The organism is Streptomyces sparsogenes (genome assembly GCF_001704635.1).
Classification (GTDB): domain Bacteria; phylum Actinomycetota; class Actinomycetes; order Streptomycetales; family Streptomycetaceae; genus Streptomyces; species Streptomyces sparsogenes.
In genome coordinates this window covers 20,234-43,721 of the sequence record NZ_MAXF01000110.1, presented here as the reverse complement: position 1 = coordinate 43,721, position 23,488 = coordinate 20,234, and the positions used below count along the sequence as shown (strand labels likewise).

Here is a 23,488-nt window from a genome sequence, read left to right as displayed (position 1 = left end):
TGCGGCCGGCCCGGCTACAGCCGGGGGTCCACCGGCTCGGACTCCAGGGCCAGCACGCCGAAGACCGCCTCGTGGACCCGCCACAGCGGCTCCCCGTCCGCCAGCCGGTCCAGCGCCTCGAGCCCGAGCGCGTACTCGCGCAGCGCGAGCGACCGCTTGTGGCCCAGGTGCCGCTCCCGCAGCCGGTCCAGGTGCTCGGGGCGGGTGTACTCCGGGCCGTAGATGATCCGGAGGTACTCGCGGCCGCGGCACTTGACGCCGGGCTGCACCAGGCGGCCGTCCCCCTTGCGGACGAGCCCCTGCAGCGGTTTGACCACCATGCCCTCGCCGCCGGCCTCCGTCAGCTCCAGCCACCACCGCACGCCCTCGGCGACCGACGCCTCGTCCTCGGTGTCGACGACCAGCCGGCGGGTGGGGGCGAGCAGCCGGTTCACATACGTGGGGGTGAAGGCGCAGATGGAGTTGTTGGCGTAGACGTCGAGCTCCTCCCGCTCGATGAGCCGGTCGATCATCGCGAGCTGCTGGTCGTGGGGCAGCGCGGCGAGGCTGCGGCCGCGCGCCGCCAGGATCTGGAACGGCGCCAGCCGGATGCCGTCCAGCCCGTCCGTGCCGCGCGCCCCCACCGCCCGGCGGCCGGTCTCCCGCTCCTCGCCCGGCCAGCCGCGCCGCGGATCGCCGACCGGCCAGCAGTAGCGGCGGTACGCCTCGGTGAAGGCGGCCGCGTCCGAGGCCCGCTCGCGCTGCTTGCCGAGCAGGGCGGTCACCTCCACGCCGCGCGCGGCGGCCGACTCCAGGGCGGCCAGCGCCCCGGGGAACGCGGCGCCGGCGGCCGCGCCCACGGCCGCGTACTGGTTGCGCAGCAGCCCCTCCGCCTTCAGTGACCAGGGCATCAGCTCGGCGTCGAGCAGCAGCCAGTCGGTGTCCAGCTCCTCCCACAGGCCCTCGTGGCCGATGGTGCCGCGCAGCCGGCGCAGGACGCGCTCGGTCATCGCCGGGTCGTCGAAGAACGGCCGGCCCGTGCGCGTGCACAGCGCGCCGGACACGCCCTCGAGCGTGCCGAAGCGCTCGCCCGCCACCTCCTCGTCGCGGCAGACCAGCACCACCGCGCGCGACCCCATGTGCTTCTCCTCGCACACCACCTCGCGCACCCCGTCCGCCCGGTAGGCGGCGAACGCCTCCGCCGGGTGCTCCAGGTAGCCGGGTTCGCGCGAGGTGGCGCAGGGGGCCATGGTCGGCGGGAGGTACGGGAGGAGCCGGGGGTCGATCGCGAAGCGGCTCATGACCTCCAGCGCCGCCGCCGCGTTCTCCTCCTTCACGGCGACGCGGCCCATGTGGCGGGTCTCGACGACCCGGCGGCCCTGCACGTCCTTCAGGTCGAGCGGGCGGCCGTCGGCGCCGCCCGGGCCCTCGGTCGCCAGCGGCTTGACGGGCTCGTACCAGACCCGCTCGGCGGGGACGTCCACCAGCTCGCGCTCGGGCCAGCGCAGGGCGGTCATCCTGCCGCCGAAAACACAGCCGGTGTCGAGGCAGATGGTGTTGTTCAGCCAGGAGGCCCGCGGGGTGGGGGTGTGGCCGTAGACGACGGCGGCGCGGCCGCGGTAGTCCTCGGCCCACGGGTAGCGCACGGGCAGGCCGAACTCGTCGGTCTCGCCGGTCGTGTCGCCGTAGAGCGCGTGCGAGCGGACCCGGCCGGAGGTGCGGCCGTGGTACTTCTCGGGCAGCCCGGCGTGGCAGACCACCAGGGCGCCGCCGTCCAGCACGTAGTGGCTGACGAGCGAGGCGATGAACTCCCGCACCCGCTCGCGGAAGGCGGGGTCGGTGGCGTCCTCCTTCTCCAGCTGCTCGATGGTCTCGGCCAGGCCGTGGGTGTTCCGGACGTTGCGGCCCCCCAGGTAGCGGCCGAGCTTGTTCTCGTGGTTGCCGGGCACGCACAGCGCGGCGCCCGAGGCGACCATGCCCATCACCAGGCGCAGCACGCCCGGGCTGTCGGGCCCGCGGTCGACGAGGTCGCCGACGAAGACGGCCGTGCGGCCCTCGGGGTGGGTGGCGTCGACGGGGCGGCCGAGGGGGTCGCGGCGCAGTACGTAGCCGAGCCTGCCGAGCAGGGTCTCCAGCTCCGAGCGGCAGCCGTGGACGTCGCCGATGATGTCGAACGGGCCGGTCAGGTGGCGCAGGTCGTTGTAGCGGCGCTCGGTGACGACCTCGGCGGCCGCCACCTCCTCCTCGCCGCGCAGGATGTGCACCTTGCGGAAGCCCTCGCGCTCCAGGGACTTCAGCGACCGGCGCAGCTCGCGCCGCTGGCGGGGGATGACATGGGCGGGCAGGTCCGCCCGGTCGGGCCGCTCGGCGTTGCGCCGCGCGCAGACGCCCTCCGGCACGTCGAGGACGATGGCGACGGGCAGCACGTCGTGTTCGCGGGCGAGCCCGATCAGGCTGCGGCGGGCCTGGGGCTGGACGTTGGTCGCGTCGACGACGGTGAGCCGCCCGGCGGCGAGCCGCTTGCCCGCGATGTAGTGGAGCACGTCGAAGGCGTCGGGGGTGGCGCTCTGGTCGTTCTCGTCGTCGGCGACCAGCCCCCGGCAGACGTCCGAGGAGACGATCTGGGTGGGCAGGAAGTGGCGCCGGGCGAAGGTGGACTTGCCGGAGCCGGTGGTGCCGATGAGCACCACGAGGGAGAGGTCGGGCACGGCGAGGCCGCGCTTGGCGGTGGTCATGCGGCCGTCTCCTTCGCGGTGGTGGTGTCGGTGGTGGTGCTGCTGTGGGTTTCCGTGCTGGTTTCCGCACGGGTCCCTGTGCTGGTCTCTGTACGGGTCCCTGCACTGGCCTCTGCGCCGAGGCGGAACAGCGCGAGCTGGGTCGGGGGGCCGACCTCGGGGTCGTCGGGGCCGACGGGCCGGAACTCCACGGCGTAGCCATGGCGTGCGGCGACGGCCCGCGCCCAGCCGCGGAACTCCTCCCGCGTCCACTCGAAGCGGTGGTCGGGGTGGCGCGCCCGCCCGGCGGGCAGGGTCTCCCACCGCACGTTGTACTCCACGTTGGGCGTGGTCACCACGACCGTGCGGGGCCGGGCGGCGCCGAACACCGCGTACTCCAGGGCGGGCAGCCGCGGCGGGTCCAGGTGCTCGATCACCTCGCTGAGCACCGCCGCGTCGTATCCGCGCAGGCGGCCGTCGGTGTACGCCAGCGACCCCTGGAGCAGCTTGACGCGCGACGAGCGGCGCTCGCCCATCCGGTCCAGGCGCAGCCGCCGGGCCGCCTCGTTCAGCGCGCGCATCGACACGTCGACGCCGACGATCTCGGTGAACCGCGGGTCCTCGAGGAGCGCGCCCACCAACTGCCCCTGCCCGCAGCCCAGGTCGAGCACCCGGGCGGCCTCGGCCGAGCGGAGTGCGTCGAGGATCGCCTCGCGCCGCCGCACGGCCAGCGGCACCGGCTTCTCCTCGGTGTCGTGCCGCTCGTCGACGGCGTTGTCGATCTCCTCCACCTCCGTGTCGTCCGCCTCCGCGAGCCGCACCAGCTCCAGCCGCTCCAGCGCGCTGCGCGTGAGCGACCAGCGGCGGGCCAGGTAGCGGCTGGTGATGAGCCGCTGCTCGGGGTGGTGTTCGAGCCAGCCCTCGCCGGAGGCGAGCAGCTTGTCCACCTCGTCCGGGGCCACCCAGTAGTGCTTGGCGTCGTCGAGCACCGGCAGCAGCACATACAGCTGGCGCAGCGCCTCGGCCAGCCGCAGCTCGCCCTCCAGGACCAGCCTTACGTAGCGGGAGTCGCCCCACTGCGGGAACCCCGGGTCCAGCGGCACCGGCTCGGCCGTCACCGCCCAGCCCAGCGGCTCGAAGAGCCGCACCACCAGTTCGGCGCCGCCGCGCGCGGGGAGGGCGGGCACCTCGATCCGCAGCGGCATGGCCCGCTCGGGCAGCTCGGGCCGCGCCTTGCACCGGCCCTTGAGGGCGCTGGAGAAGACGCTGCTGAGCGCGACGGCGAGCAGCGACGAGGCGGCGTAGGGCCGGTCGTTGACGTAGTTCCCCAGGGCCGCGTCCGGAGCGCCGCCCCGGCCCTTCCCCCGGCCCCGCCGCACCAGCGCCACCGGATCCACCTCCAGCAGCAGCGCCGCCGTGCAGCGCTCGGTGTCCGCCTCGGGGTAGAAGACGTGGGCCGTGCCGTGGGAGGTCGAGAACCGCTGCGCGTTGTCGGGATGCTTGTGCAGCAGGAACCCGAGGTCGGTCGCGGGGCGCTCGGCGGTACCGGTGGTGGATATCGTCAGGAACACCCGTCCGAGTATCGCCGGACCACCGCCGCGTTTCTAATCGTTTTGTCCAGCTCTCGGGTTGATCGATCTCCGAGCGGAGTGCCGCCCCGCCCAGTCCGTCCCGCCCAGCCGGTGGCGGCCACCACCTCGCGCGCGATGTCCACGACAGCCCGTCCATCCGTCACCACCCGCACGGTCTCCGCTGAGGTCCGCTGGTCCAGCAGCCGCGCCTTGCGGGCACTGCCCGCTATTTCCCGCTCCAGCTCCGAGCCGAGTTCCCGGCGCACCAGCCGCTCGCGGGCGGTGGCATCGGAGGCGGTGAGCAGGACCCGTACGATCCGCACCCCCGCTCCCATGGCACGCTCGAACATCCCGGTCGTCTCAGGGAGCACGCTCAGCGTGTTCGTATAGATCAGCCGACGGTAACCGCGCCGGGCGAAGTTCGCCCACACGGCGGTCAGATTGCTCTCCGTGACCTCCGAGCGGTGAGGATCGCCCTCCGGGGCCGGATGCACCTGCCCCATGAAGTCACCGTCGATGACCGCGTGCGAGACCTCCGCGGCCCGCAGCAACGCCGAAACCTCCCATCCCACCGTCGTCTTGCCGACCCCGGCCCGTCCTCCGATGAGCAGTACTTCCGCGTGATCCATAGAGGAAGCCTGTCAGCCCACCTCCGCCTCTCGCGATCCGTTATCGACCGGCCCTGTGGCCAGGGGCCCCTAGGTCTGATCGTCGGCCAGGACGGCCGCCAGCTCCGCGATCCGGTCCGGCCCCACCCGGCAGCAGCCGCCGATGAGCCGCGCGCCCGCGTCGTGCCACGCCTTCACCCGCGCCGGGTCGAACGTCGACCGTCCGCGCCAGCCGCGGGCCCTGGCGTCCCACTCCTCGCCGCTGTTCGGATAGACCACCACCGGCTTGCCCGTGGCCTCGGCGGCGATCTCCACCGCCCGGTCGGCGTCGCCCGGCTCGCAGCAGTTGACGCCCACGGCCAGCACCTGGCCGTTCCCCGCCGCCAGGGCGAATGCCTCGCGCAGCGGCTGCCCGGCCCGCGTGTGCTCGCCCGCGATGCTGTACGAGAGCCACACCGGCACCCCGCAGCCGTCGACCGCCCGCAGCAGCGCCTCGGCCTCGTCGGCGTCCGGCACCGTCTCCAGCGCGAGCACATCGGGCCCGGCCGCGGCCAGCGCCTCGATCCGCGGCCGGTGGAACCGCTCCAGCTCCTCGACGCTCAGCCCGTAGCGCCCCCGGTACTCGCTGCCGTCCGCCAGCATCGCCCCGTACGGACCGACGGACGCGGCCACCCACACCGGCCGGTCCACGCCGCCGCCCGCGCCCTCGGCGGCCCGGCGCGCCAGCTCCACGCTGCGCTCCAGCAACCCCGTGGCCTCCTTCTCCGTCACCCCGCGACGGGCGAAGCCCTGGTAGGTCGCCTGATAGCTGCTGGTGATCAGCACCCGCGCGCCCGCCCGCGCATACGCCGCGTGGGCCGCCTCGATCTGCCGCGGGTCGTCGGCCAGCAGCCGGGCCGACCACAGCTCGTCGGACAGATCGCAGCCCTGGGCCTCCAGCTGGTTGGACAGCCCGCCGTCGAGGACGAGCGGCCCCTCCTCCAGGGCGGCGGCCAGTGGCGTACGGCGGGCAGACATCACGGGTGCTCCTAGGGTCTGTCGTCAAAGGGGGCGCCCTGCTCCCGACGCCGCAGTGACACCAGCCTCCCCCAGCTACCGCTGGGCGGTGCCCCCTGCCGCGGCGGGCGGCCCCTCGCTGCGATGTCGCAACGCCCGCCACGCCGCGGCAGCGGCACATCGACCGCAGCGCCCAGTACGAGGGCGACGCTCCGCCTTGCGATGGTCCCCCAGCTACCGCTGGGAGGTGCCCCCTGCGCCAGACGCCGCTCGCGGCCGGACGCCCCCTTTTACGACAGACCCTAGCTCGGGGTCGTGCTCACGGCCCAGGGCCTCTCACGGCCCAGGGCCTCTCACGGCCCGGGGCCTCCTCGTGGCCCGGGGCGTGCTCGGCGGGCGGCTCAGCCCAGCTGGGCCTGGACCTGGGAGGAAATCAGCTCCAGGTGATCGAGGTCGTCGAGGTCCAGAATCTGGAGATAGATCCGGGACGAGCAGGCCTGCGCATAGCGGCCGATCTTGTCGACGACCTCGGCCGGCGAGCCCGCCAGGCCGTTCTCCTTCAACTCGTCCACCTGGCGTCCGATGGCGTCGGCCCGCCGGGCGACCTCGGCGTCGTCCTTGCCCACGCAGACCACCAGCGCGTTGGAGTACACCAGGTCGTCGCCCTTGCGGCCGGCGGCCTCGGCCGCCGCCCGCACCCGCTCGAACTGCCGCTCACTGTCCTCCGCCGAGGCGAACGGCATATTGAACTCGTCCGCGTACTGCCCCGCGAGGCGGGGGGTGCGGGTCTTCCCGTGGCCGCCGATCAGCACGGGCACCCGCTGCTGCGCGGGCTTGGGCAGCGCGGGCGAGTCGGCGAGCTGGTAGTACGTCCCCTCGTATCCGAAGGTCTCGCCGACCGGAGTCCGCCACAGGCCGGTGACGATGGCCAGCTGCTCCTCCAGCCTGGCGAACTTCTCCGCCGGGAAGGGGATGCCGTAGGCCCGGTGCTCCTCCTCGTACCAGCCGGCGCCCAGGCCCAGCTCCACGCGGCCGCCGGACATCTGGTCCACCTGCGCCACCTGGATCGCGAGCACGCCGGGCAGCCGGAAGGTGGCGGCCGTCATCAGGGTGCCGAGCCGGATCCGCCGGGTCTCGCGGGCGATCCCGGCCAGGGTGATCCACGCGTCGGTGGGGCCGGGCAGCCCGTCGACATCCCCCATGCTCAGATAGTGGTCGGAGCGGAAGAAGGCGTCGAAGCCGAGGTCCTCCGTGGCCTTGGCGACGCTGAGCAGGGTGTCGTAGCTCGCCCCCTGCTGGGGCTCGGTGAAGATTCGCAGATCCATGCGTCCCATCCTGCACTGTCATGCCGCGCCACCCCACTCCAGCACCGTGAGGTGCCTGAGCATCCCGTGCACCCGGTCCCGCGCCTCGTCCGCCGCGTCGATCGCCTCGACACACTGCCAGTACAGCGCCTCCTCGTCCGTGTTGGAGGCGACGCCGACCAGCGCGAAACCCGCCTCCGCGAGCAGATCGCCGAGGGCCAGCAGCACCCCCCTCGGATCCCGCACCTCCGACAGCTCGGCGGCCCGTAAGCCCCCGCCGCGCCGGGCGGGGTAGTGCAGCGCGGGGCGGAACAGGACCCCGCGCGCCCTGCTCCCTGCCTCGCACAGGCCACGCGCCTCCGCGCGCGCGGCCACCGGACCGCTGACCACGAAGTGGCCGCCGATCGCCTCCGCGAGCGCCTGTATCTGCCAGGCCTCGGCCACGATGTCATGCACGGTCCCGGCCTGCGCCAGGGCGTGCCGAGTGACACCGATCAGCCGCATCGCGTCCATGCCCCGATCCCCTCTCAACGGACTTCCCGCACCCGTCACTCCTCCACTACCCAGAGTGATGACTAACAGGCCGAAAAGCTAGGGGAATTCAGGAATCTGTTGACAACAGTTGCGTTGTGGATAACTTAGTCACTACTCAGAGTGACAAAACGAAGATCCTTACCGCTTGGCGGCCGGGAACCGGACCTCATTGCGGTCGATCTTGGCGGCGAGAGCCGCCAGCGCGTCGATCCCCAACACCTCGCAGAACTGGAGCAGATACGCCAGCACGTCGGCGACCTCGTCCTCCACCCGGGCCGCGCTCTTCTCGTCCTCCATCACCCGCGCCGACTCCTCCGGCGTCAGCCACTGGAAGATCTCCACCAGCTCCGACGCCTCGACGCTCAGCGCCGTGGCCAGGTTCTTGGGCGTGTGGTACGGCTGCCAGTCGCGCGCCGCGGCGAACGCGGCGAGCCGGCGCTGCAGCGCCCGCACGTCCCGCTCCTGGCCCTGCGACTCATCCGGCTGTGGGTACTCTCGTGCCTCGCTCACACCCCAGGTGTACCACTGTCGCCCCGGCACCTTCCTCCGCACCCGGCAGGTCCGCCACCGGCGGCTCCGCCACCGTCCCCACCAGCCGGATGTGCCCCCGCGCGCACATCCGCGCCGCGACCCCCAGCAGCGCCCGCGCCTGCCGCCGGTCCAGGCACCGGTCGAACCCGTCGGCCAGCACCGTCAGCACCTGCCGCGCCGCGAGCACATCCGTCACCGGGTCCATCTCCAGCACGCCCGGGCCGGTGAGCAGCACCAGAGCCAGCGCGATGTAGCGCAGCTCCCCGTCCCCCAGCCGCTCGACGGGCATCGCCCCCAGCTCCCCCTGCGCCAGCAGGGCCCGCACCGCCCCGCCCGCCGGGCACTCCGCCGTGACCAGGTCCTCCACCGGCCCGGTGCAGCCCGCCCGGACCGCCCTGACCAGCGCCGCGTGCCGGGTGCCGCACTCCCGGCTGGTGCGCCGCAGCACCGCCGCGAGGTTCTCGCAGCCGCCCCGCAGCCGCCCGTCCCGCGGCGGCGCGGGCGCCCGCATCCGCTCCGGCCGCGGGTCGCACGCGAAGACGGACCGCAGCGCGATGACCACCTGCTCGGCGGCGGCCAGCGCGAGCCGCTGCCCCTCGGTCTTGCCCGCCACCCGCAGCGGCAGCAGCGCGGTCGCCAGCCGGTCGTCGGGCAGCGGGGCCCGGGTGACCGCGACCGCCCCCGCCGTGTGCCAGGCGGCCTGCACCCGGCGCCGCCCCGGGTCGCGCAGCGCCGTCTCCAGCAGGGTCTCCCCCGCGCCCGTCATCCGCTCGCCCACGATCCGCAGCTCGGGCTCCGCCTGCACGGCCACATCCAGCCGCACCGGCCCCACCGGGCCGTCCACCGTGCAGCCGATCCGGAACCCCCGCCGCCCCTGCCCGTCCGGCCGCGCCCGCCGCGGGACGTACCCCGCCGGATCGCGGAACACCTCCTCCAACCGCTGCCCGCCCGCCAGGCGCGCGAGCGCCGTGTACGCCTCCAACACACCGGACTTACCGCTTCCGCTGGGTCCGGCGATCAACGTCAGCGGCCCCAGGGGAAAGGCCGCGCGGCAGTGCGTCTTGAAGGCCGACAGCCTCAACTCCGTGACGACCGGCCGCAGTCCGGATGCGCTCATGCCCCGGAACGTATCTCCCGCGCCGCACCGGCGAACCGTTCCGTCTACCGTATCTTCCTAATCTTCCTACGAACGGGGGACGGTGGCCGCCCCGAGGACGACCGGCGCGACACCCCGGGGAGCATCGACGCTCGCTTCTGGACCGTGTCAGCCGTTCAGCGCCCGGTCGACGACGAGGCTGTCGGCGGCCTGCCTCAGCTTGACGAGCCTGCCGTCGCGGGCGGTCCAGATGTGGACGAACCTGGCGTCCACTCGGTCGCTCTGCCTGGTCTCGCAGTGGTAGTGGCCGAGGACGAAGACATGGCCGTCGTCGTCCGCGTAGTACTCCTCGCCCACGGGATAGAACGTGTCGAACCGCTCGAAGAGCGGGCCGAAGAAATCCCGGCCCACGCTCTCGAACCCCTTGTACACGCCGCCACCCGGGAAACCGGGCGTGATGTCCCAGACGATGTCCGGATCGATGACCTCCTCGAGGACGGCCGGAGCGGCCTGGGACTCGTAGAGCCTGCGGACCAGGGCGATGTTGTCGGATGCGGACATGGAGGCGCTCCTTCGAGAACAACGGCGGATGCGGAAGAGGGCCCGGTGTCGGACCGTGACGGTGTCAGGCCGCGCGGGTGGCACGCCCGGCGAGGAGGTACGCGGTCTGCCACGCCACGCGGCCGCCGAGGCGCTCGGCGGTGGCGATGCCCGACGGGTGGCCCGCGTCCGGACCCCCGCCGACCGGCGCCCGGGCTCCGGCACCCAGAAAACAGCCTAGAAGGCTCATGAAGATCTTGAAGAGGGGGCCATCCGGCCGGAGGCCGGGTGGCCCCCTCTTGGCTATGGGGTGGCTGGGGTGAGGTGCCAGGTGCCGCTGGTTCGGGTGAGTCCGAGGTTGATCAGCCGGCGGAGGTTGAGGGCGGCGGCGCGGTGGTGGAGCCAGATGTTGTTGGCGATGACGCCGCGGTAGCGGACTCGACGGTTTCCCTTGGCGACCAGCCAGGCGATGGCGCGTTCGACCGGGGGCCGCCATCTGCGGTATTCGTCCTGCCAGGCGGGGTCGGTGGCCGCCTGGTGGCGGGCCGCGGACAGCAGTTCGCGCTGGGGGTGGACGTTGAGGGTGCGCCCGGTCTTGGACCTGGTGCAGCGCCCGCGCAGGGGACAGTTGGTGCACAGGTGCTTGAACTGAGCGGTGCGGGCACCGTCGGCTTTGACCTGTCCGAGGTTGGCGGTGTGTCCGGCCGGGCAGGTCGCGGTGCCGGCCGCCAGGTCGATGTGGAAGTCGTCGATGGTGAAACCGCCGGGGACGGCCTGCCGCAGCGGCGGCGGCTTGATGACCGGGGTATGGCCGTCGGCCTGCAGGTGTGCACGCAGGTCGCCGGTGCCGTAGGCGGAATCGCCGAGCACGGTTAACCGCGTGTCCGGTTCCTCGTCGGCGAGCAGGCGGGTGGCGACGGCGGCCTCGTGGTTGTCGGAGCCGTGGCCGCTGGTGAGCGCGACGGCGGTGAACAGCCCGGTCTCCGGCTCGAAGGACGCATGTCCTTTGAAGCCGTCCTGGTGGCGGGTGCGGTTTTTGTGGATGTGGCGTGCGTCCGCATCGACGGTGGACACGGTCCGGTCCGCGACTGTGCGCCGGGCGATGCGCCAGCGTCCGTCACGCCCGTCGGAGTCTTCGGCCGGCTCCACGTCCTGGCCCGCGACCAGGGCCAGCAGGCCCACCGCGTTCGCCGCCTTCTCGCCGAGTTCCCGCTCGGGCAGGTGTCCGAGCAGGTTGATCGCGTCGGTGACCAGCGCGTCGATCAGCGTGGCGCGTGCTTGCTCGTCGGCCCAGGCGATCCTCGGCTTGCCCGGGTCGGTGTAGTCGTGCGCGCGGCACCACTGCGCCGCCGTCTCCTCGCCTCCGGGGACCTCGCGGATCACCCGGCGGATCGCGGAGATGATCTGGGTGACGGTGTCCTGGGTGGCCACCGCGTCATCGAGGACGGTGGAGTCCAGTGCCCGGCGGTGCTTGCCCTTGAGGACACCGGTGGCCTTCACGACTTCACGCACGGCCTCAAAGACCCGGTTCGGGCGGGTGGAACGGCCCAGACGACGGCGGAAGTAGGCCAGGAGCGACGGGTCGAAGGCCATGTCGTTGAGGCCCAGCCCGCAGGCGGCCTTCCACCGCAGGTCGCAGCGCAGTTCCTGGACCGTCTCGAAGTCCGATAGCCCGTGCAGGGCCTGCAGGGTGATCGCAGCGGCCAGGATCTGCGGGGGCATGCTCGGCCGCCCGTTCGCCGATGGATACATGTCCGCGAACATCTCCACCGGAAACAGCGCACCACGATGCTCGGCCAGGAACGCGAACACACTCCCCGCCGGAATCAACTCCCGGCAGGTCTCCCACACATCCGGCCCGACCGTCTCTCCGGACCATTCACCCATCACCACAACAACGAGTCTGGCCCCGCCGCTCACACGGCGGGGCCAGAACCCCAAGATCTTCATGAATCTTCTAGGCGGTTGAGGTCGCCCCCGCTGCTCGTGGTCGAGCCCCGGCCGGGCGGGCCGGCTCACCCCCGCGCCGCCGACCCCGCCGGCCGAACGGAGGCGCGGGCGGGGACGGCCGGTTCATCCAGGGGGTGGCCGGTGGGTATCGCGGGGCGGCAGCGGGCGGCGGGGAGTGGGCGGGGCGGGGGCGGTGGGGTCGTGCAAAGGGCGGACGACGATGTCGCCCTTCACCCGGCCGGCGGCGGTGGCCGCCTCGGCGTGGTCGCGGGCCGCCTGCCGCAGCGCGTCGACCACTGCCCTGGACGCCGTGGCGCCGCCACCGTGGCCGGTGCGGTAGAGCATCCGCGTGATCTGGCTGCCATGGACGGGCAGCGCGGTCACCGTCACGTGATCGAACTGCGCGGCGAGAAAGGCCGGCAGGACGGCGGCACCGACCTGCCCCGCCAGCATCGCCTGAACGGCGATCATGTGGTCGGCGAGGTGTTCGACCGACGGCTCGACCCCGTGGGTGTGCGCGAACCGGGCGAAGGCACGGCCGCGCGCGGAGTGCTCGGGGGCGCTGATCCAGGGGCGGCCGGACAGTTCGGCGGCGGTGGCCGGTGTGTCCCAGGCGGCCGGGACGACGACGCGGTACTCGTCCTCGCTCAGCATCTGCGCCCCTACGGCGGGCGGCAGCGGCACCGCCGTGTCCCGGTCGTCGGTGATCACCAGGACGTCCACCTCACCGAGCCTCAGCTGCCGCAGGCCGTCGGTCAGCCCGGCCTCGACGAACCTCGGCTCGAGGCGCGGGTGCCACCGGGCGAGCAGCCGCAGCACCGGGGCAGCGACCCGCGCGAGCACCCAGGAAGTGGCCCCGATCGCCACCGGGCCCCGCACGACATGATCATTGACGGCGCCCAACTGTTCTGCGGCCAGCGTCAGTTCCTGGCTGATGCGCTCACCGGTGGCGGCGAGCAGCCGGCCGGCCGCGGTGAGCTCCAGTCGTGCGCCCGAGCGGTCCACCAGCGGGAGGCCGACCTCCCGTTCCAGACTGGCCAGTTGCTGCGAGACCGCCGAGCGCGTGTGCCCGAGCGCCCGCGCCGCGGGCGCCAACCCACCGCTCTGCGCGATCGCGTGCAGGACCAGCAGACGTCGGGGATCGAGATCCATGCGCGGCTCCCTCCTCCGCCACGGGCGTCATCGTGGCACGGGCACCGCACGCCGCACCAGTTCTCCTGTCGGGGGTGGCAAGCACCTCTGGACGGTGGGGCTGCCCCGCCGCCGTGCGGCTGCCATAGTTGCGGCACCCCCAGGTCTCCGGCCGTCACCGCCCTGGTTCCCGCATGCCCGAAACGGGTCTGTCCCCCTTCCCGAGGAGGCCGCACATGGCACGCCCCGTCCCGCCACGCATCCGGACATCGGCCGCCCTCGCACTGGCCGCGGCCTGCGTATGGACATCGGCCTGCGGCCCGTCCCACCCCGCCGCCGACTCCCCGTCCCGGACGGCCGCGCAAGGCAGCACCCCCGCATCGCCCACGCTCGGCGGCCCCGGCGCCACGGGAGGCGCCGACGGAAACGACACCGAGGGAAACGGCACAGGCGAAAACGGCACCACAGGAAACGGCACAGGCGAAAAAGACGCCACCTCGTACGTACTGACCGCCCCTCAGGTAGCGGCCGGCTACCCCCAGGGCCGGCCCCCGGCCTCCCTGATCAGCACGGTGAATGCCGATCTGCAGCAGACCGCCGCTCGGCTCGGCATCTCCGGCACTCCTGTGCAGGCCTACTACGACGACCGCGCGGACGGCGCGTGGATCTTCTACAACGGCGTCACCGGCACCGGCTTCGACCCCGACCACCTGCACGACGTCCTGAACCAGCTCCCCGCCAGCCAGGACGACGGCGCCGGAGACCGGATCACCACCAGCGCCATAGACGCCATGCCCGGCCCGCACGGCGGCCGCGCGATCTGCAACACCGTCCTGGTCCAGAACACGATGTTCACCACGGCCGCCACTACCTGCTCCTGGTTCACCCCGACCACCGCCGCCGGCATCAGCCTCGTCATCAAGGGCGACGGCACCAGCACCAAGGTCGGCTTCACCGCCGCCGAGGTCGCCCCGATCATGCGCGCGATCCGCGCGGACGTCGAGCGGCCGCGGACCTGAACCGCACACTATGGGCACATCTCAGGCCGCGGCTGACAACCCGCGGCGCGCCACTGCTGTGCGCAGGCAGGCCCCACCGCGCCGCTGGTCCGCCGTTGACATCGCCACAGGGCCGGCTGAGGAGGATCACAGGTCCGGACGGATCTTGCCGCCGATGTGAGCGAGGCAGATCGTCCGTTCCTCCGGGACCAGGCGGAAGTGGATGCGACCGGCCCCCGTGGTGAACCGGGCGCGCAGGTCGAAGGTGGGTGTTTCTCCGTCCAGGTCGGTAAAACGGCACACGGGCTCACCTGACCGGCCGCCACAGCGGCTGGTGGCCGGCCGGCGCACTGATCGCCAGAGCCCTCGTGCAGTGCCACCGCGGAAAGGGCGAGGAGACGGGCATCGCCACGCCGTACGGTATGCAGGCGGACGCGACCCTGGAGGCTCCGCGGGACGCGGAGAGCGGGGGCGGCCCTCTGGCGGAGGTGGGCACGGCACACCGCTTCCCGGGCCGGGAGTTCCCTGTCGTCGTCTTCGACACGGTTGAGGGCGCCGACGGCCGGGAGCTGTGGATGTCCCGGGCCCACCGGGAGCCCGACGCGTCGGACTGGGCGCGGGACGGCGTGCGGCTGCTCAACGTGGCGGCCACCCGCGTCCAGACCCGCCTCTACGTCATCGGCAGTTGGGCACCGCCCTTCGAGCCGTCGCCCACACCGTCATCCCCGTCAACGTCATGCACCGGAACATCGCGGTGATCGACGAACGCACGGTGATGATCGGCAGCCTCAACCCCCTGTCCCAGTCATGGACCCGAGAGGTCATGGTGACGATGCGGGGCGGCCACTTCGCCCGCAAGCTACTGGAGCTCGAACATGCCGAACTCTTGCCCCGTCCGCCGAAGTGCGCCCGCTGCGGCGGTACAGTGTCGGGCAGTTCATCTCCCCGGAGCCTGGCGCCGGGTCGTCCATATCCGTGTACGCGGCGAAATCCAAGGTTCATGATGCAAGAATCTTGCAAAGTCGCAGTTCAAAGGCCCCTCTCGACGCAGGTGTAGGGCTCCTTGGGTACCCAGAGCGTCAAACGAGCGTGAGCGACCAGCCAGCATCCTTACCGAACCGCTGCAGCGAGATCTGCCAACAAGACGTCGGCCACCAGTTCCTCGACCACTGCGGTGCCATGCTCGGTCATGGCGCGCGTCAGTTCGGGGTCCCAGGGTGCCGTGGTGAGTCGGCCGGGCTGAGGTCCCTTCGGTGTGCGCGCGACCGCGGCACGGTAGTCCGCGGCCGTCATGCGCCAGGGTTGGACCGGCGTCTTGTCCAGGAGATACGCGGCGATGCGAACGCCTTCTCCGTCGAAGTCGCCGTGGTACCGGAGGGCGGCGCCCTGGTCCGCGAGAAGGCGGAGGAGATGGATGGCCGCGCTGTTGGGCCAGCCGGACGTGCACACGAGCGGCGGGCAGTCCGCGCCGAAGCGGCGCACCGCGAGAGCCAGGATGCTGGGGTTCTCCACGGCGTGGACGACGGGCGTGGGGGCAGCGGCCAGAGTGAACTCGCCTGGGGTGCGCAGTTGGGCGAGGGTGAGGCTGGCGGCCTGTCCAGCCTCGGCGCACACTCGGGACACACGGGCGAGCGGGCCGTCGCCGAACGGGCGCAGGCCGGCGACGAGGACGGTGGCGGACAGGTCGTCATCGGCGACACCCGCGCGAGCCCACAACGCCCGCCGTTCCGCCGCGGACTGCGGCACGGCGGTGTCGTAAAGGGTTGCCAGGGCGCGCAGGACGAGGGTCGACAGCGGAGTGCCGTCGTCAAGTGCGTGTGAGTGACCGTTCAGGACTCGGGCGGCGAAGACGGGCAGTGGCTCCGCGCGGGCAGGTAGCTCCCCGAGCACGGTGAGCGCGTCTGTGAGCAGCGCTCGGGTGTGTTCCGGGGAGGCTCCGACCAGCCCGGCGGCTCGGCAGGAGGCAACCCAGTCCGACAGCGCGGGCTGGGCCCTCACGGTGTCGTGGCCGGCCAGCCAGGTCCACAGCCTGGTGCGCTCGCCCTCTAGGCGGCGCCGTTCGCCCGCTCGGTCACCGAGAGGGCCGACGAGTTCGGTGACGGTTTCCCTGACGGTACGGCCACACAGCTCGGTGACGGCTTCTTCCAGCCGGGCCAGAGCGACGGAGGGCCGGGCGTCCGGCAGCCGGTCGAGGCCGAGCAGGTCGGCCAGGGCTTCGCGCTGGGCCTCGTCGAGCGGTCCGAGCCGAACTCGTGTGACAGGGCGGCCGGAGGACAGGCGGTCGTGGACCGTGTGCCAGAGCGAGCGGAGTTCGGGGCGGCGCAGGGTGCGTTCGCCCGGAGCCGGATCCGGGCAAGTCATCCTGCCTCCAGGTCGGTGCCGTTCCAGACGAAGCGCGCGCTGGTGACCGCGTCGTCGGCCGCGTCGGTGAGGAGTTGATGGACGGCGATGCCGGGCAGTTCGCCGTAGGTGCACCACTCGTGGTCGGAGGTGACCATGAGGTCCAGGTCGAGTGCGGTGAGCAGCGCGAAGACCTGTCCGCGGTTTACGGTGTCGACGCCGACGAAGACCTCGTCCAGCAGGATCGGCCGGGGTGCGAGGGGCACTGCCTCGTAGTGGGCGGCGACGGCGGCGAACAGCGGCAGGTGAAGGGCGATGGCTTTCTCTCCGCCGGAGAGCGCGCCGTGCAGCTTCTTGGTCAGGGGCTGCCACCCGGACCCGTTCGCCCGGTCGAGACGGACGGTGAAGCGGTGCCAGGCGGTGTAGTCGAGCACCTCACCGAGCTGCTCCTCCCAGCTCGCGGCCGTTTCGCTGCCCTTGGCCTCCTCGATACGGGCGCGGAAGAACGCGTGCAGGGCCTCCCGGTCGGTCTCGGTGACCCGGCCGGGGTCCTTCAGCAGCAGCTGCCGGGCGGTGCGGGTACTGTCCGGGAGGTCCGGACGGACGTCCCACACGAGTTGGACGGCGACGTTGGAGGCGGTGCGGACCCGCTCCAGGTGTCCGTTCATGCGGTCGACGAGTTCACCGGCCTGACGGATGCGCGCCGCGAGGTGGCGGCGGATGTCGCCGGTGAGGATCTGGTCGAACAGGCGCCGTTCTGCGGTGGTGATGTCGTCCCGGCTGCGGTCGCGCTCCTGGGTGAGCGCGGTGAGCATGCCCGTCGCTCCCACGCGTACGCCGTCCAGAGTGGCGGTGAAGAGCTGGATGTCGTCGTCCGGTTCCAGGTCCAGGTCGGCGCGGGCGCCGAGGCGCTGGCGGGCCTCGTGGACTGCTTCGGACAGGCGGCTCGCGGCATCACCCAGGTTCCGCGGAGCGTGCGGGATGCTCGCCCACTCGGCGGCTGTGGCACGGGCGGCCTCCAGGGTGGCCTTCGTGCCGTCCGCGGCATCGAGTTCCGGCGTGATGCCGGCATCCTCGGCCAGCCCGGCCAGGCACAGGTGCCGGAATCGCTCTGCCGCGGCGTCCCGGGTGGCGACGGCCCGTTCCCGTCGTTCGGCGTCCTGGGCGCTGGTGGCCCGAAGTTCTCCGATACGTCCTTCCAGGTGCAACAGGAGATCAGCCGCCCGGCGGACCTCCTCACGGCAGCGGCGCAGCTCGGCGCGCGCCTCGGCGACGCGTGCGACGATCTGCCGGTAGTCCTCGCCGACGGTGGCCTCCACCGCGTCCAGGCGCGCCTTCAGCCCCGCCGCCCCCGCTTCTGCGGCGGCCGCGTCCTCGGCCCGTGCCTCAGCGGTCCGCCGCGAACGGTCTGCCTGTACGGCCCTCTGGTGGGCCCGGTCGGCGGCGGCGGTCGCGGCGAGGCGGGCGTCCACCCAGCTGTCGGCGATGTCCCGGAACTCGTCGATGGCGGCGGACAGTTCACACAACCGGTCGCGGTCAGTGGGCAGCCCGTGTTCCGCGGCCCTGCGGTCGAGCGTGCGCAGAGCACCCGCCACCTCGCTCTCGCACCGCGCCAGACGCCCCGCGGCGTCGCGCACGGCGTCGTCCCGAGCGGCCACCCTCTCCTCGGCTCGGTCCCGGTCACGCCGTCGGGCGTCGAGTTCCCGGTGGTCGGGGCGGGCGGCGCGGTCGGCGTCAAGCCGGGCGCGGCGGGCGGCGAGGCCGCGCAGCTGGTCGTCGAAAGCGGCGAGCGAGGCATTGGTCTCAGCGATGCGGTCGGACAGTTCGCCGATCCTGCGCTGTCGGGCCCGCTGCCGTGCGAGGGCGCCGATGTAGGTCGGCTCCGGCTTGCTCCATGTACCGGTGGCGAGCGCGAGACGCCAGGCGCCGTCGGCGGAGACGGCCGCGGGGTGCCCGCCCGGCAGCGTCGTCCCGTACGCGACACCGGCGAGGATCCGGATCACGGTGTCGGCCGGGACAGGGATGTCGGCCTCGGGCTCCAGCACCTCCAGCAGGCTGGGCCCCGGCGCGGTCACGGATAGGGCCGCCTCGGCGCGGGTGTCGTGCCCCGGCAGGGTGATCCCGTCGTAGGGGCTGACCCAGGCGTCCAGGAGGCCCGACGCCTCCAGTGCTGCCTCTACGGCGGCCTGCACGGCGAGTGGGAAGCCTTCGCGGAAAGCGACCAACCGCCACAGGGGTGCTCCCGCCGTCGCCGTGCGGACGGTGGTGCGGGTGGGCGGGGGCACCGGCGGCAGGTCGGTCTCGCCGCTGAGCCGTCGTACTTCCTCCTCCAGTCGGCCACGCTCGTCCCGCAGGCTCTGACGTGCGGCTCGGGTGGTGGCCTCCGCCGTGGCGATCTTCTGTTCCAGCGAACGCGCGGCGGCTTCGGTCAGGGCGGTCACCGCGGCCTCGTCCGCCGCTCTGGCCCTCAGTTCCTCGGAGTCGGTGATACGCAGTTCAGCGCAGCCCTCGGCCCAGGCGAGCAGCCGTTCCGCCTGCGCGGCGAGGGCGTCGTCCCAGGCGGCGGCCGCCTCGTCCCGCCGGGCGATCGCCTGCGCGAGCCGGTTGCGGGCCTCGTCCAGCAGTTCCTCGGCGGCGCGTCGGTCGCGTACCGCGCGATCGTGCTCGTCGATCGCCCTGGTGACGAGGGTGACCTGCTGCCGTCGGGCGGTGACCGCGCCGCGCAGCAGCCGACGAGCTTGGCGCGCCCCGTTCTCGGCAGTCGTGCGCGGGCCAAGGGAGTCCTGGTCGCGTCCCGTGCTGTCGGGCAGGGCCATCCCGGAATCCGCGTCCAGGATCGTCCTCGTCTCGTGGTGGATGGACTCCAGCCCTGCTGCCCGAGCCGACCGGTGTGCTTCCGCGGCGGCCTCGCGCGCGTGCTCGTCGAGCGTGCGGGCCTGGCTCGCCGCCTCGTCGGCGTGCCGCTGGTCCTCCTCCGCCTGGTGCTGGGCGTCCTGGGCGGTGGCTCGTCGCCGCCGGGCGGTTCCTGTCGCGTCTTCGGTACGACGGCGGAGCCGGTCGAGTTCCTCGCCCTGTTTGTACGCGTCCCTCTCGCGCAGGCCCTCGATGGTCTCCTCCAGGGCATGTGCGCGCAGCTCCTGTTCCTCACGTCGGTCCTGCGCGGACTCCCGCTCCGTCAACGCCTGTTCGAGCTGCGCGGCGCTCTGGCGGGCGACGCGGGTGAGATTGTCCATCTCGGTGGTGGCCGAGATCAGCGCGGCGGAACCGGCGCGCAGGACCCGTCGCGCGTAGGCGCGCTGCCGGGAAGCGACGGTCTCGGCCGCCGTCACCTCCTCGTCGAGCCGCTTGAGGTGTTCGCGCTGCCGGTCCAGCCGCTCGAAGCCCTCGGCGAGTTCGGCGATCTCTCCCTCGCCCAGCGGGGGCAGAGCGCGGGACAGCAGGGTGGAGAGCAGGGACGGGTCGAGCCTTTCGGACAGTTTGGGCTGGCGCAGCTGAAGCAGGGCGGACAGCAGTGACTCGTAACGCTGCTCCCCCATGCCGGCGAAGAGTTCACGCCGTACGGCGGTGCGGTAGTCGGCGGCCGAGGCATGGACCTCTCCGCGATCACGCACGGCTTCGGCGAGGGCGGCCCGGGTCAGTGGCTGTCCCGCCTCGTTGACCAGGAGCACACCCTCGGGGTCGGCGATTCTGGAGCGGGTGGTGAAGTAGTCGGCGTGCACCGTGCTGGTGTGCACGCTCGCCTGCAGGCGCGCCCCGCAGCCGAACCACCGCTCGGTGCCGTCGTCGCCGACCCGACGGAACTCCATCCACACATACCCGACACGGGTCTTGCCGGAGGCGCCCTCGCCCAGCAGGTTCCAGTGCATGGTGCGTTCCGAACCACCGAAGGTGGACAGGCGGTTGGGGCGGAGACTGGCGTCGAAGAGGAAGGGCAGCAGCAGCTCCAGCGCCTTGGACTTGCCCGAACCGTTCTGGCCGCGCAGCAGCAGGCGGCCCCGGTGGAAGGTGAACGTCTCGTCGTAGTAGCGCCAGACGTTGAGGATGCCCGCCCGGTGCGGCTGCCATCGGCTGACGGCGTCGCCCGTCGCAGGTGCCTCGTCCGGCTCGGTGGGCTCCGGCCGCCGGGGAAGCGGAAGCTCTGTGACGCTCACTGCTGTTCTCCTTGACTGCGTTCACTGCCTTCCGGATCCGGACTCGTCGTCTCCGTCAGGCGGTAGCGGTGCGCGGCCGGGCACGCGACGACACGACCCCTGGCCCGGCGCACCAGGCCGACGTCACGCAGGACGCGTACGGCGTCGTCGGCCAGCCGGGCAGCGCCGTCCTCCGACTGATACGCCTTGGCCCAGCGCGGGAAGCGGCGCAGCAGATTCGCTCCCGCCTCGGCGAGCTGCTCGGGCAGCAGTCCGGCGGGCGCGGCGCACAGCGGCTCCAGGAGGAGCAGCGCGGCGACCCTGGCAGTCGACGTGTCGTCGGGGAAGCGGATATCGGTGGCGAGCCCGTCCGGGTCCACGAGCAGGAAGCCCTCGGCTCGCTCCTCCAGGAGGAAGCCGGCCTGCTCGACCGAACGGCGCAGGATCTGGCGTCCGGTCAGGGAGGTGACGTACGCCAGCTCGTCGTCGGTGAGGTCCGTCCGGTGGAGCACGGGGTCGTCGAAGAGGCGGCGCAGGACCGAGTGGCGCAGCTTCAGGTTGCGTTGCGTGTCCGTGGCGGCGGTCTCGCCGTGTGCCTCGTCCGTCGTCCCCTCGGCGAGCGACCCGCCGTAACGACGCTCCCGTACGAGACCAATGAGGAGGGACTCGAACCGTATCGGCACCTCGTCCGGGGGTACGGCGAGCCGTGAGGCGCCGACGGGCGCGGCGGGCAGCCGCATGAGCAGCGTGGTGTCCACGCGGTAGAGGACTTTGGCCTCCGCGGACTCGACGTACGCCTCGGTGGTGCCGTCGACCGCGCGCAGCACGTCGTACGACTCCAGCAGCTTCAGGACGTCGACGAACGCCATCCGCTCCGGCTTGTGAACCGGGTCGAATGCGGCCAGCGCCCGGTCGGCCGCCGTGGCCTGAACGACCCGGTCGGCGAGCATGCCGATGGTCGTCATCGGCATCGACAGCAGCTCGGCGGCGGTCACGCACAGCAGCACGTAACGCCGGCGGTCGAACGGGGCCCGGCCGGTGCGCGCCCTGCGGGCCGGGCGGGAGCCGTCCGGGTCGGCGCGGACCTTGGTGAGGCGGGCGTACCCTCGGCGGGGCTCCACCACCAGGCTCCAGCCGCAGGTGTAGTCGAACCACTGGGCCAGCGGCTCGCGTCGGCGGCGGACGAGTTCGAAGCCGGCCGGGTCCGCAGCCTCGGTCAGCAGGGGCCTGGCCAGCAGGATACGGATGGCGCGGGCGACTTCCTCCCGTTCCGCGGACGCGAGTTGGTTGGCGAGGGTACTCATCCGGCCGCCTCCTGCCGCGCGCCGCGGACGCGCGGAACGGCGCTCGCTCCGCCCACCGCCGTGAAGTGGACGACGTAGTCCGGTCCGGCCAGGGTGCCCTTCGTCGTGCGCAGTACGGCGGTGCGCTCGTCGGGAGACGGAGACAGCGCGATCTCCACCCGGCCGTCCCCCGTCATGGCGCGCCGCAGGCCGCTCGCGTCCGGGCGGGCGGACAGGGCCCGGCCCAGCAGGTCGAGCAACCGGTCGAAGACGGCGGGATCCAGCGTGCCGAAGGAGGACAGGCGTACGGGACCGTCCGTCTCCAGCGCCTCCCAGGCGCGCGCGAGTTCCGCACGCTCCGCGCGGGCCCGCTCCGCACGCTCGGCCCTGACCGCCGCGACGTCCCGCACCTTGGCCGTGCGGGTGAAGCGCTCCGTCCTTCCGCTGGTCCGCAGCAGCGCCGACACCTCCACGGGCGGGGCCTCTGACCAGGACTGGGACGACGGGATCAGCTCCGGGTCCGAGTGGGCGAGGTGGGCGTGACGTGCCGAGCCGAGCCCGAAGGCCGCCGACCACAGCCGGTGCAGGTCCTCCTCCGCGGGCGCCCCGGCGAACCAGCGTGCCAGCTCCCGGAAGTCCTGCACCGCGCTGGAGGAACGGCGCCGTGACTCGTTGATCCGCTCCAGGACCTGCAGGAGCGAGACGATGGCCCGCCGGGCGATGTCGTGCAGCTGCTCGATCCGGGGCCGTGTCCCGTCGTCCGGCAGGAACCATGCCCGCAGACCCGCCCAGCGCGCCCGCCTGCTCTCCAGCCAGCCGGCCTCGGGGTTCGCACCGGCCACCGGCGGCAGCTCGGCCCCGCGCAGGGCCCGCTCGCGCAGCACGGCGGTCCCCCGCTCCTCCACCCGGGCCACGGCGGCGGCGACCGCCTGCCCGCGCCGGTCGAGGTTGACCAGGAACTCCTGCAGATACGCGACAGTCGCGGCCTTGACCTCGCGGAACACCGCCAGATCCGCGCCCTCGGCGCGCACCAGGCGCTGCAGTTCAGCGTTGAACGCTTTGGTGTTCTCCGCCAGGGCCTCCGAGTGTCCCTCCAGCTCGCGCAACGTAGTGAAGATCCGGCGGTCGGCCGAGGCGGGTTCGCCGGACAGCAGGCAGAGCTCGTCCAGGCGGTCGGCGATGGCCTCCAGCACGGCCGTCTGCAGCGCCCCCGTGGAGGCCAGCACCTCCAGCGCGTGCCTTACTCCGGCGAGGGCGGCCTCGCCCCGACGGGTCAGTGAGTACTGGAGGTTGCGACGCTCGTACTCCTCGGCCGTGCGGTAGTTCTCCGCGTGGTTGTGCACGACGTCCAGAAGCTCCCACTGCACGAGCTTCTTGAGTACCTCGTGCAGCTCTTCGTCCTCGACTGCCGCCGCCCAGCCCACCGCGCGCAGCCGCTCGCGCACCGCGTCGAGCCCCAGCGCCGTCTCCAGGTGCTCGCCGGCCACACCGAAGGCCTCCAGCACCGCCCCGTACAGATCGGACCTCTCCACCGTCGTGAACCGGAACATCTCCGGTGGCATCCTGCGCATGCCCGCGCCCCCTCCCCAGCACCTCGGCGGCATCCGGACCCTCCACCGTAGTGGTCGGCTCCGACGTTCCGGAGGGAGTCCCGGCCAACTGGTCCCCCGCCGACACCGACAGCATCCGATGATGCGTTAGCGAGGTCAACACGAAAACATCAGCCGATTCCACGGACCCGCGTGTACTGTACCCACGAGCTCGTCGACGGCAGATTCCGTAT

General features: G+C 72.7%; 18 protein-coding genes and 1 pseudogene. 2 read left to right on the top strand and 17 right to left on the bottom strand.

Translation table 11 applies throughout. The features are described 5' to 3' along the window. Window positions 1–14: 14 nt before the first annotated feature. The 12 genes and pseudogenes from BBH68_RS23340 to BBH68_RS23290 all read right to left on the bottom strand — a co-directional run bounded on the left by BBH68_RS23340 (window position 15) and on the right by BBH68_RS23290 (window position 12,975). Entirely contained in the window at window positions 15–2,714 is a 2,700-nt protein-coding gene (locus BBH68_RS23340) for a polynucleotide kinase-phosphatase (protein ID WP_065965435.1), read from the bottom strand. Continuing rightward, window positions 2,711–4,264, bottom strand: coding sequence for a 3' terminal RNA ribose 2'-O-methyltransferase Hen1 (locus tag BBH68_RS23335; RefSeq protein WP_065965434.1), 1,554 nt, complete (start codon window positions 4,262–4,264; stop codon window positions 2,711–2,713). Before BBH68_RS23335 ends, BBH68_RS23340 begins: the two co-directional genes overlap by 4 nt. Before the next feature lie 98 nt (window positions 4,265–4,362). Beyond that, window positions 4,363–4,893 (bottom strand): annotated as a pseudogene (locus BBH68_RS23330) (AAA family ATPase); the annotation flags it as partial. A 69-nt stretch (window positions 4,894–4,962) separates the two neighbouring features. Next, a complete protein-coding gene (gene mmuM / locus BBH68_RS23325) occupies window positions 4,963–5,889 on the bottom strand; it encodes a homocysteine S-methyltransferase (RefSeq protein WP_065965433.1) in 927 nt (308 codons plus the stop codon). 380 nt (window positions 5,890–6,269) lie between these two features. Further along, window positions 6,270–7,193, bottom strand: a complete 924-nt coding sequence (locus BBH68_RS23320; protein WP_065965432.1) for an LLM class F420-dependent oxidoreductase — start codon at window positions 7,191–7,193, stop codon at window positions 6,270–6,272. Between the two features lie 18 nt (window positions 7,194–7,211). After that, window positions 7,212–7,685: a DUF6099 family protein gene (locus tag BBH68_RS23315; RefSeq protein ID WP_065965431.1), complete on the bottom strand. Its 474-nt coding sequence runs from the start codon at window positions 7,683–7,685 to the stop codon at window positions 7,212–7,214. A 159-nt stretch (window positions 7,686–7,844) separates the two neighbouring features. Continuing rightward, complete coding sequence (locus BBH68_RS23310; protein ID WP_065965430.1) at window positions 7,845–8,216, bottom strand: nucleotide pyrophosphohydrolase; 372 nt, start codon at window positions 8,214–8,216, stop codon at window positions 7,845–7,847. Next, a complete protein-coding gene (locus BBH68_RS23305) occupies window positions 8,182–9,354 on the bottom strand; it encodes an AAA family ATPase (RefSeq protein ID WP_065965429.1) in 1,173 nt (390 codons plus the stop codon). Before BBH68_RS23305 ends, BBH68_RS23310 begins: the two co-directional genes overlap by 35 nt. A 147-nt stretch (window positions 9,355–9,501) precedes the next feature. Further along, a complete protein-coding gene (locus tag BBH68_RS23300) occupies window positions 9,502–9,894 on the bottom strand; it encodes a nuclear transport factor 2 family protein (RefSeq protein ID WP_065965428.1) in 393 nt (130 codons plus the stop codon). Between the two features lie 64 nt (window positions 9,895–9,958). Then, a complete protein-coding gene (locus BBH68_RS42080) occupies window positions 9,959–10,123 on the bottom strand; it encodes a hypothetical protein (protein ID WP_170066590.1) in 165 nt (54 codons plus the stop codon). A 53-nt stretch (window positions 10,124–10,176) separates the two neighbouring features. Next, window positions 10,177–11,760, bottom strand: a complete 1,584-nt coding sequence (locus BBH68_RS23295) for an IS1182 family transposase (RefSeq protein WP_065960697.1) — start codon at window positions 11,758–11,760, stop codon at window positions 10,177–10,179. Between the two features lie 186 nt (window positions 11,761–11,946). Next, the gene (locus BBH68_RS23290; protein WP_065965427.1) at window positions 11,947–12,975 is read right to left on the bottom strand and encodes a LysR family transcriptional regulator; all 1,029 of its coding nucleotides are present in this window, start codon (window positions 12,973–12,975) and stop codon (window positions 11,947–11,949) included. Window positions 12,976–13,190: 215 nt separating this feature from the next. Here BBH68_RS23290 and BBH68_RS23285 point away from each other — a divergent pair, with 215 nt between their 5' ends. Next, entirely contained in the window at window positions 13,191–13,973 is a 783-nt protein-coding gene (locus tag BBH68_RS23285) for a hypothetical protein (protein WP_065965426.1), read from the top strand. Between the two features lie 126 nt (window positions 13,974–14,099). Here BBH68_RS23285 and BBH68_RS42075 read toward each other — a convergent pair whose 3' ends face one another. Then, entirely contained in the window at window positions 14,100–14,255 is a 156-nt protein-coding gene (locus BBH68_RS42075; RefSeq protein WP_158080290.1) for a hypothetical protein, read from the bottom strand. A gap of 65 nt (window positions 14,256–14,320) precedes the next feature. On the opposite strand from BBH68_RS42075, the gene BBH68_RS43295 reads away from it, so the two are divergent. After that, window positions 14,321–14,710, top strand: coding sequence for an AAA domain-containing protein (locus BBH68_RS43295; RefSeq protein ID WP_065965425.1), 390 nt, complete (start codon window positions 14,321–14,323; stop codon window positions 14,708–14,710). Between the two features lie 352 nt (window positions 14,711–15,062). On the opposite strand, the gene BBH68_RS23275 is transcribed toward BBH68_RS43295, so the two are convergent. From BBH68_RS23275 to BBH68_RS23260, 4 genes are read right to left on the bottom strand one after another with little or no spacing between them, the layout of a single operon-like run. Further along, a complete protein-coding gene (locus BBH68_RS23275) occupies window positions 15,063–16,313 on the bottom strand; it encodes a TIGR02679 family protein (protein WP_065965424.1) in 1,251 nt (416 codons plus the stop codon). Further along, window positions 16,310–20,443, bottom strand: coding sequence for a TIGR02680 family protein (locus tag BBH68_RS23270; protein ID WP_065965423.1), 4,134 nt, complete (start codon window positions 20,441–20,443; stop codon window positions 16,310–16,312). Before BBH68_RS23270 ends, BBH68_RS23275 begins: the two co-directional genes overlap by 4 nt. Then, a complete protein-coding gene (locus tag BBH68_RS23265; protein WP_065965422.1) occupies window positions 20,440–21,726 on the bottom strand; it encodes a TIGR02678 family protein in 1,287 nt (428 codons plus the stop codon). Before BBH68_RS23265 ends, BBH68_RS23270 begins: the two co-directional genes overlap by 4 nt. Then, window positions 21,723–23,276: a TIGR02677 family protein gene (locus BBH68_RS23260; protein ID WP_065965421.1), complete on the bottom strand. Its 1,554-nt coding sequence runs from the start codon at window positions 23,274–23,276 to the stop codon at window positions 21,723–21,725. Before BBH68_RS23260 ends, BBH68_RS23265 begins: the two co-directional genes overlap by 4 nt. Window positions 23,277–23,488 lie beyond the last annotated feature (212 nt).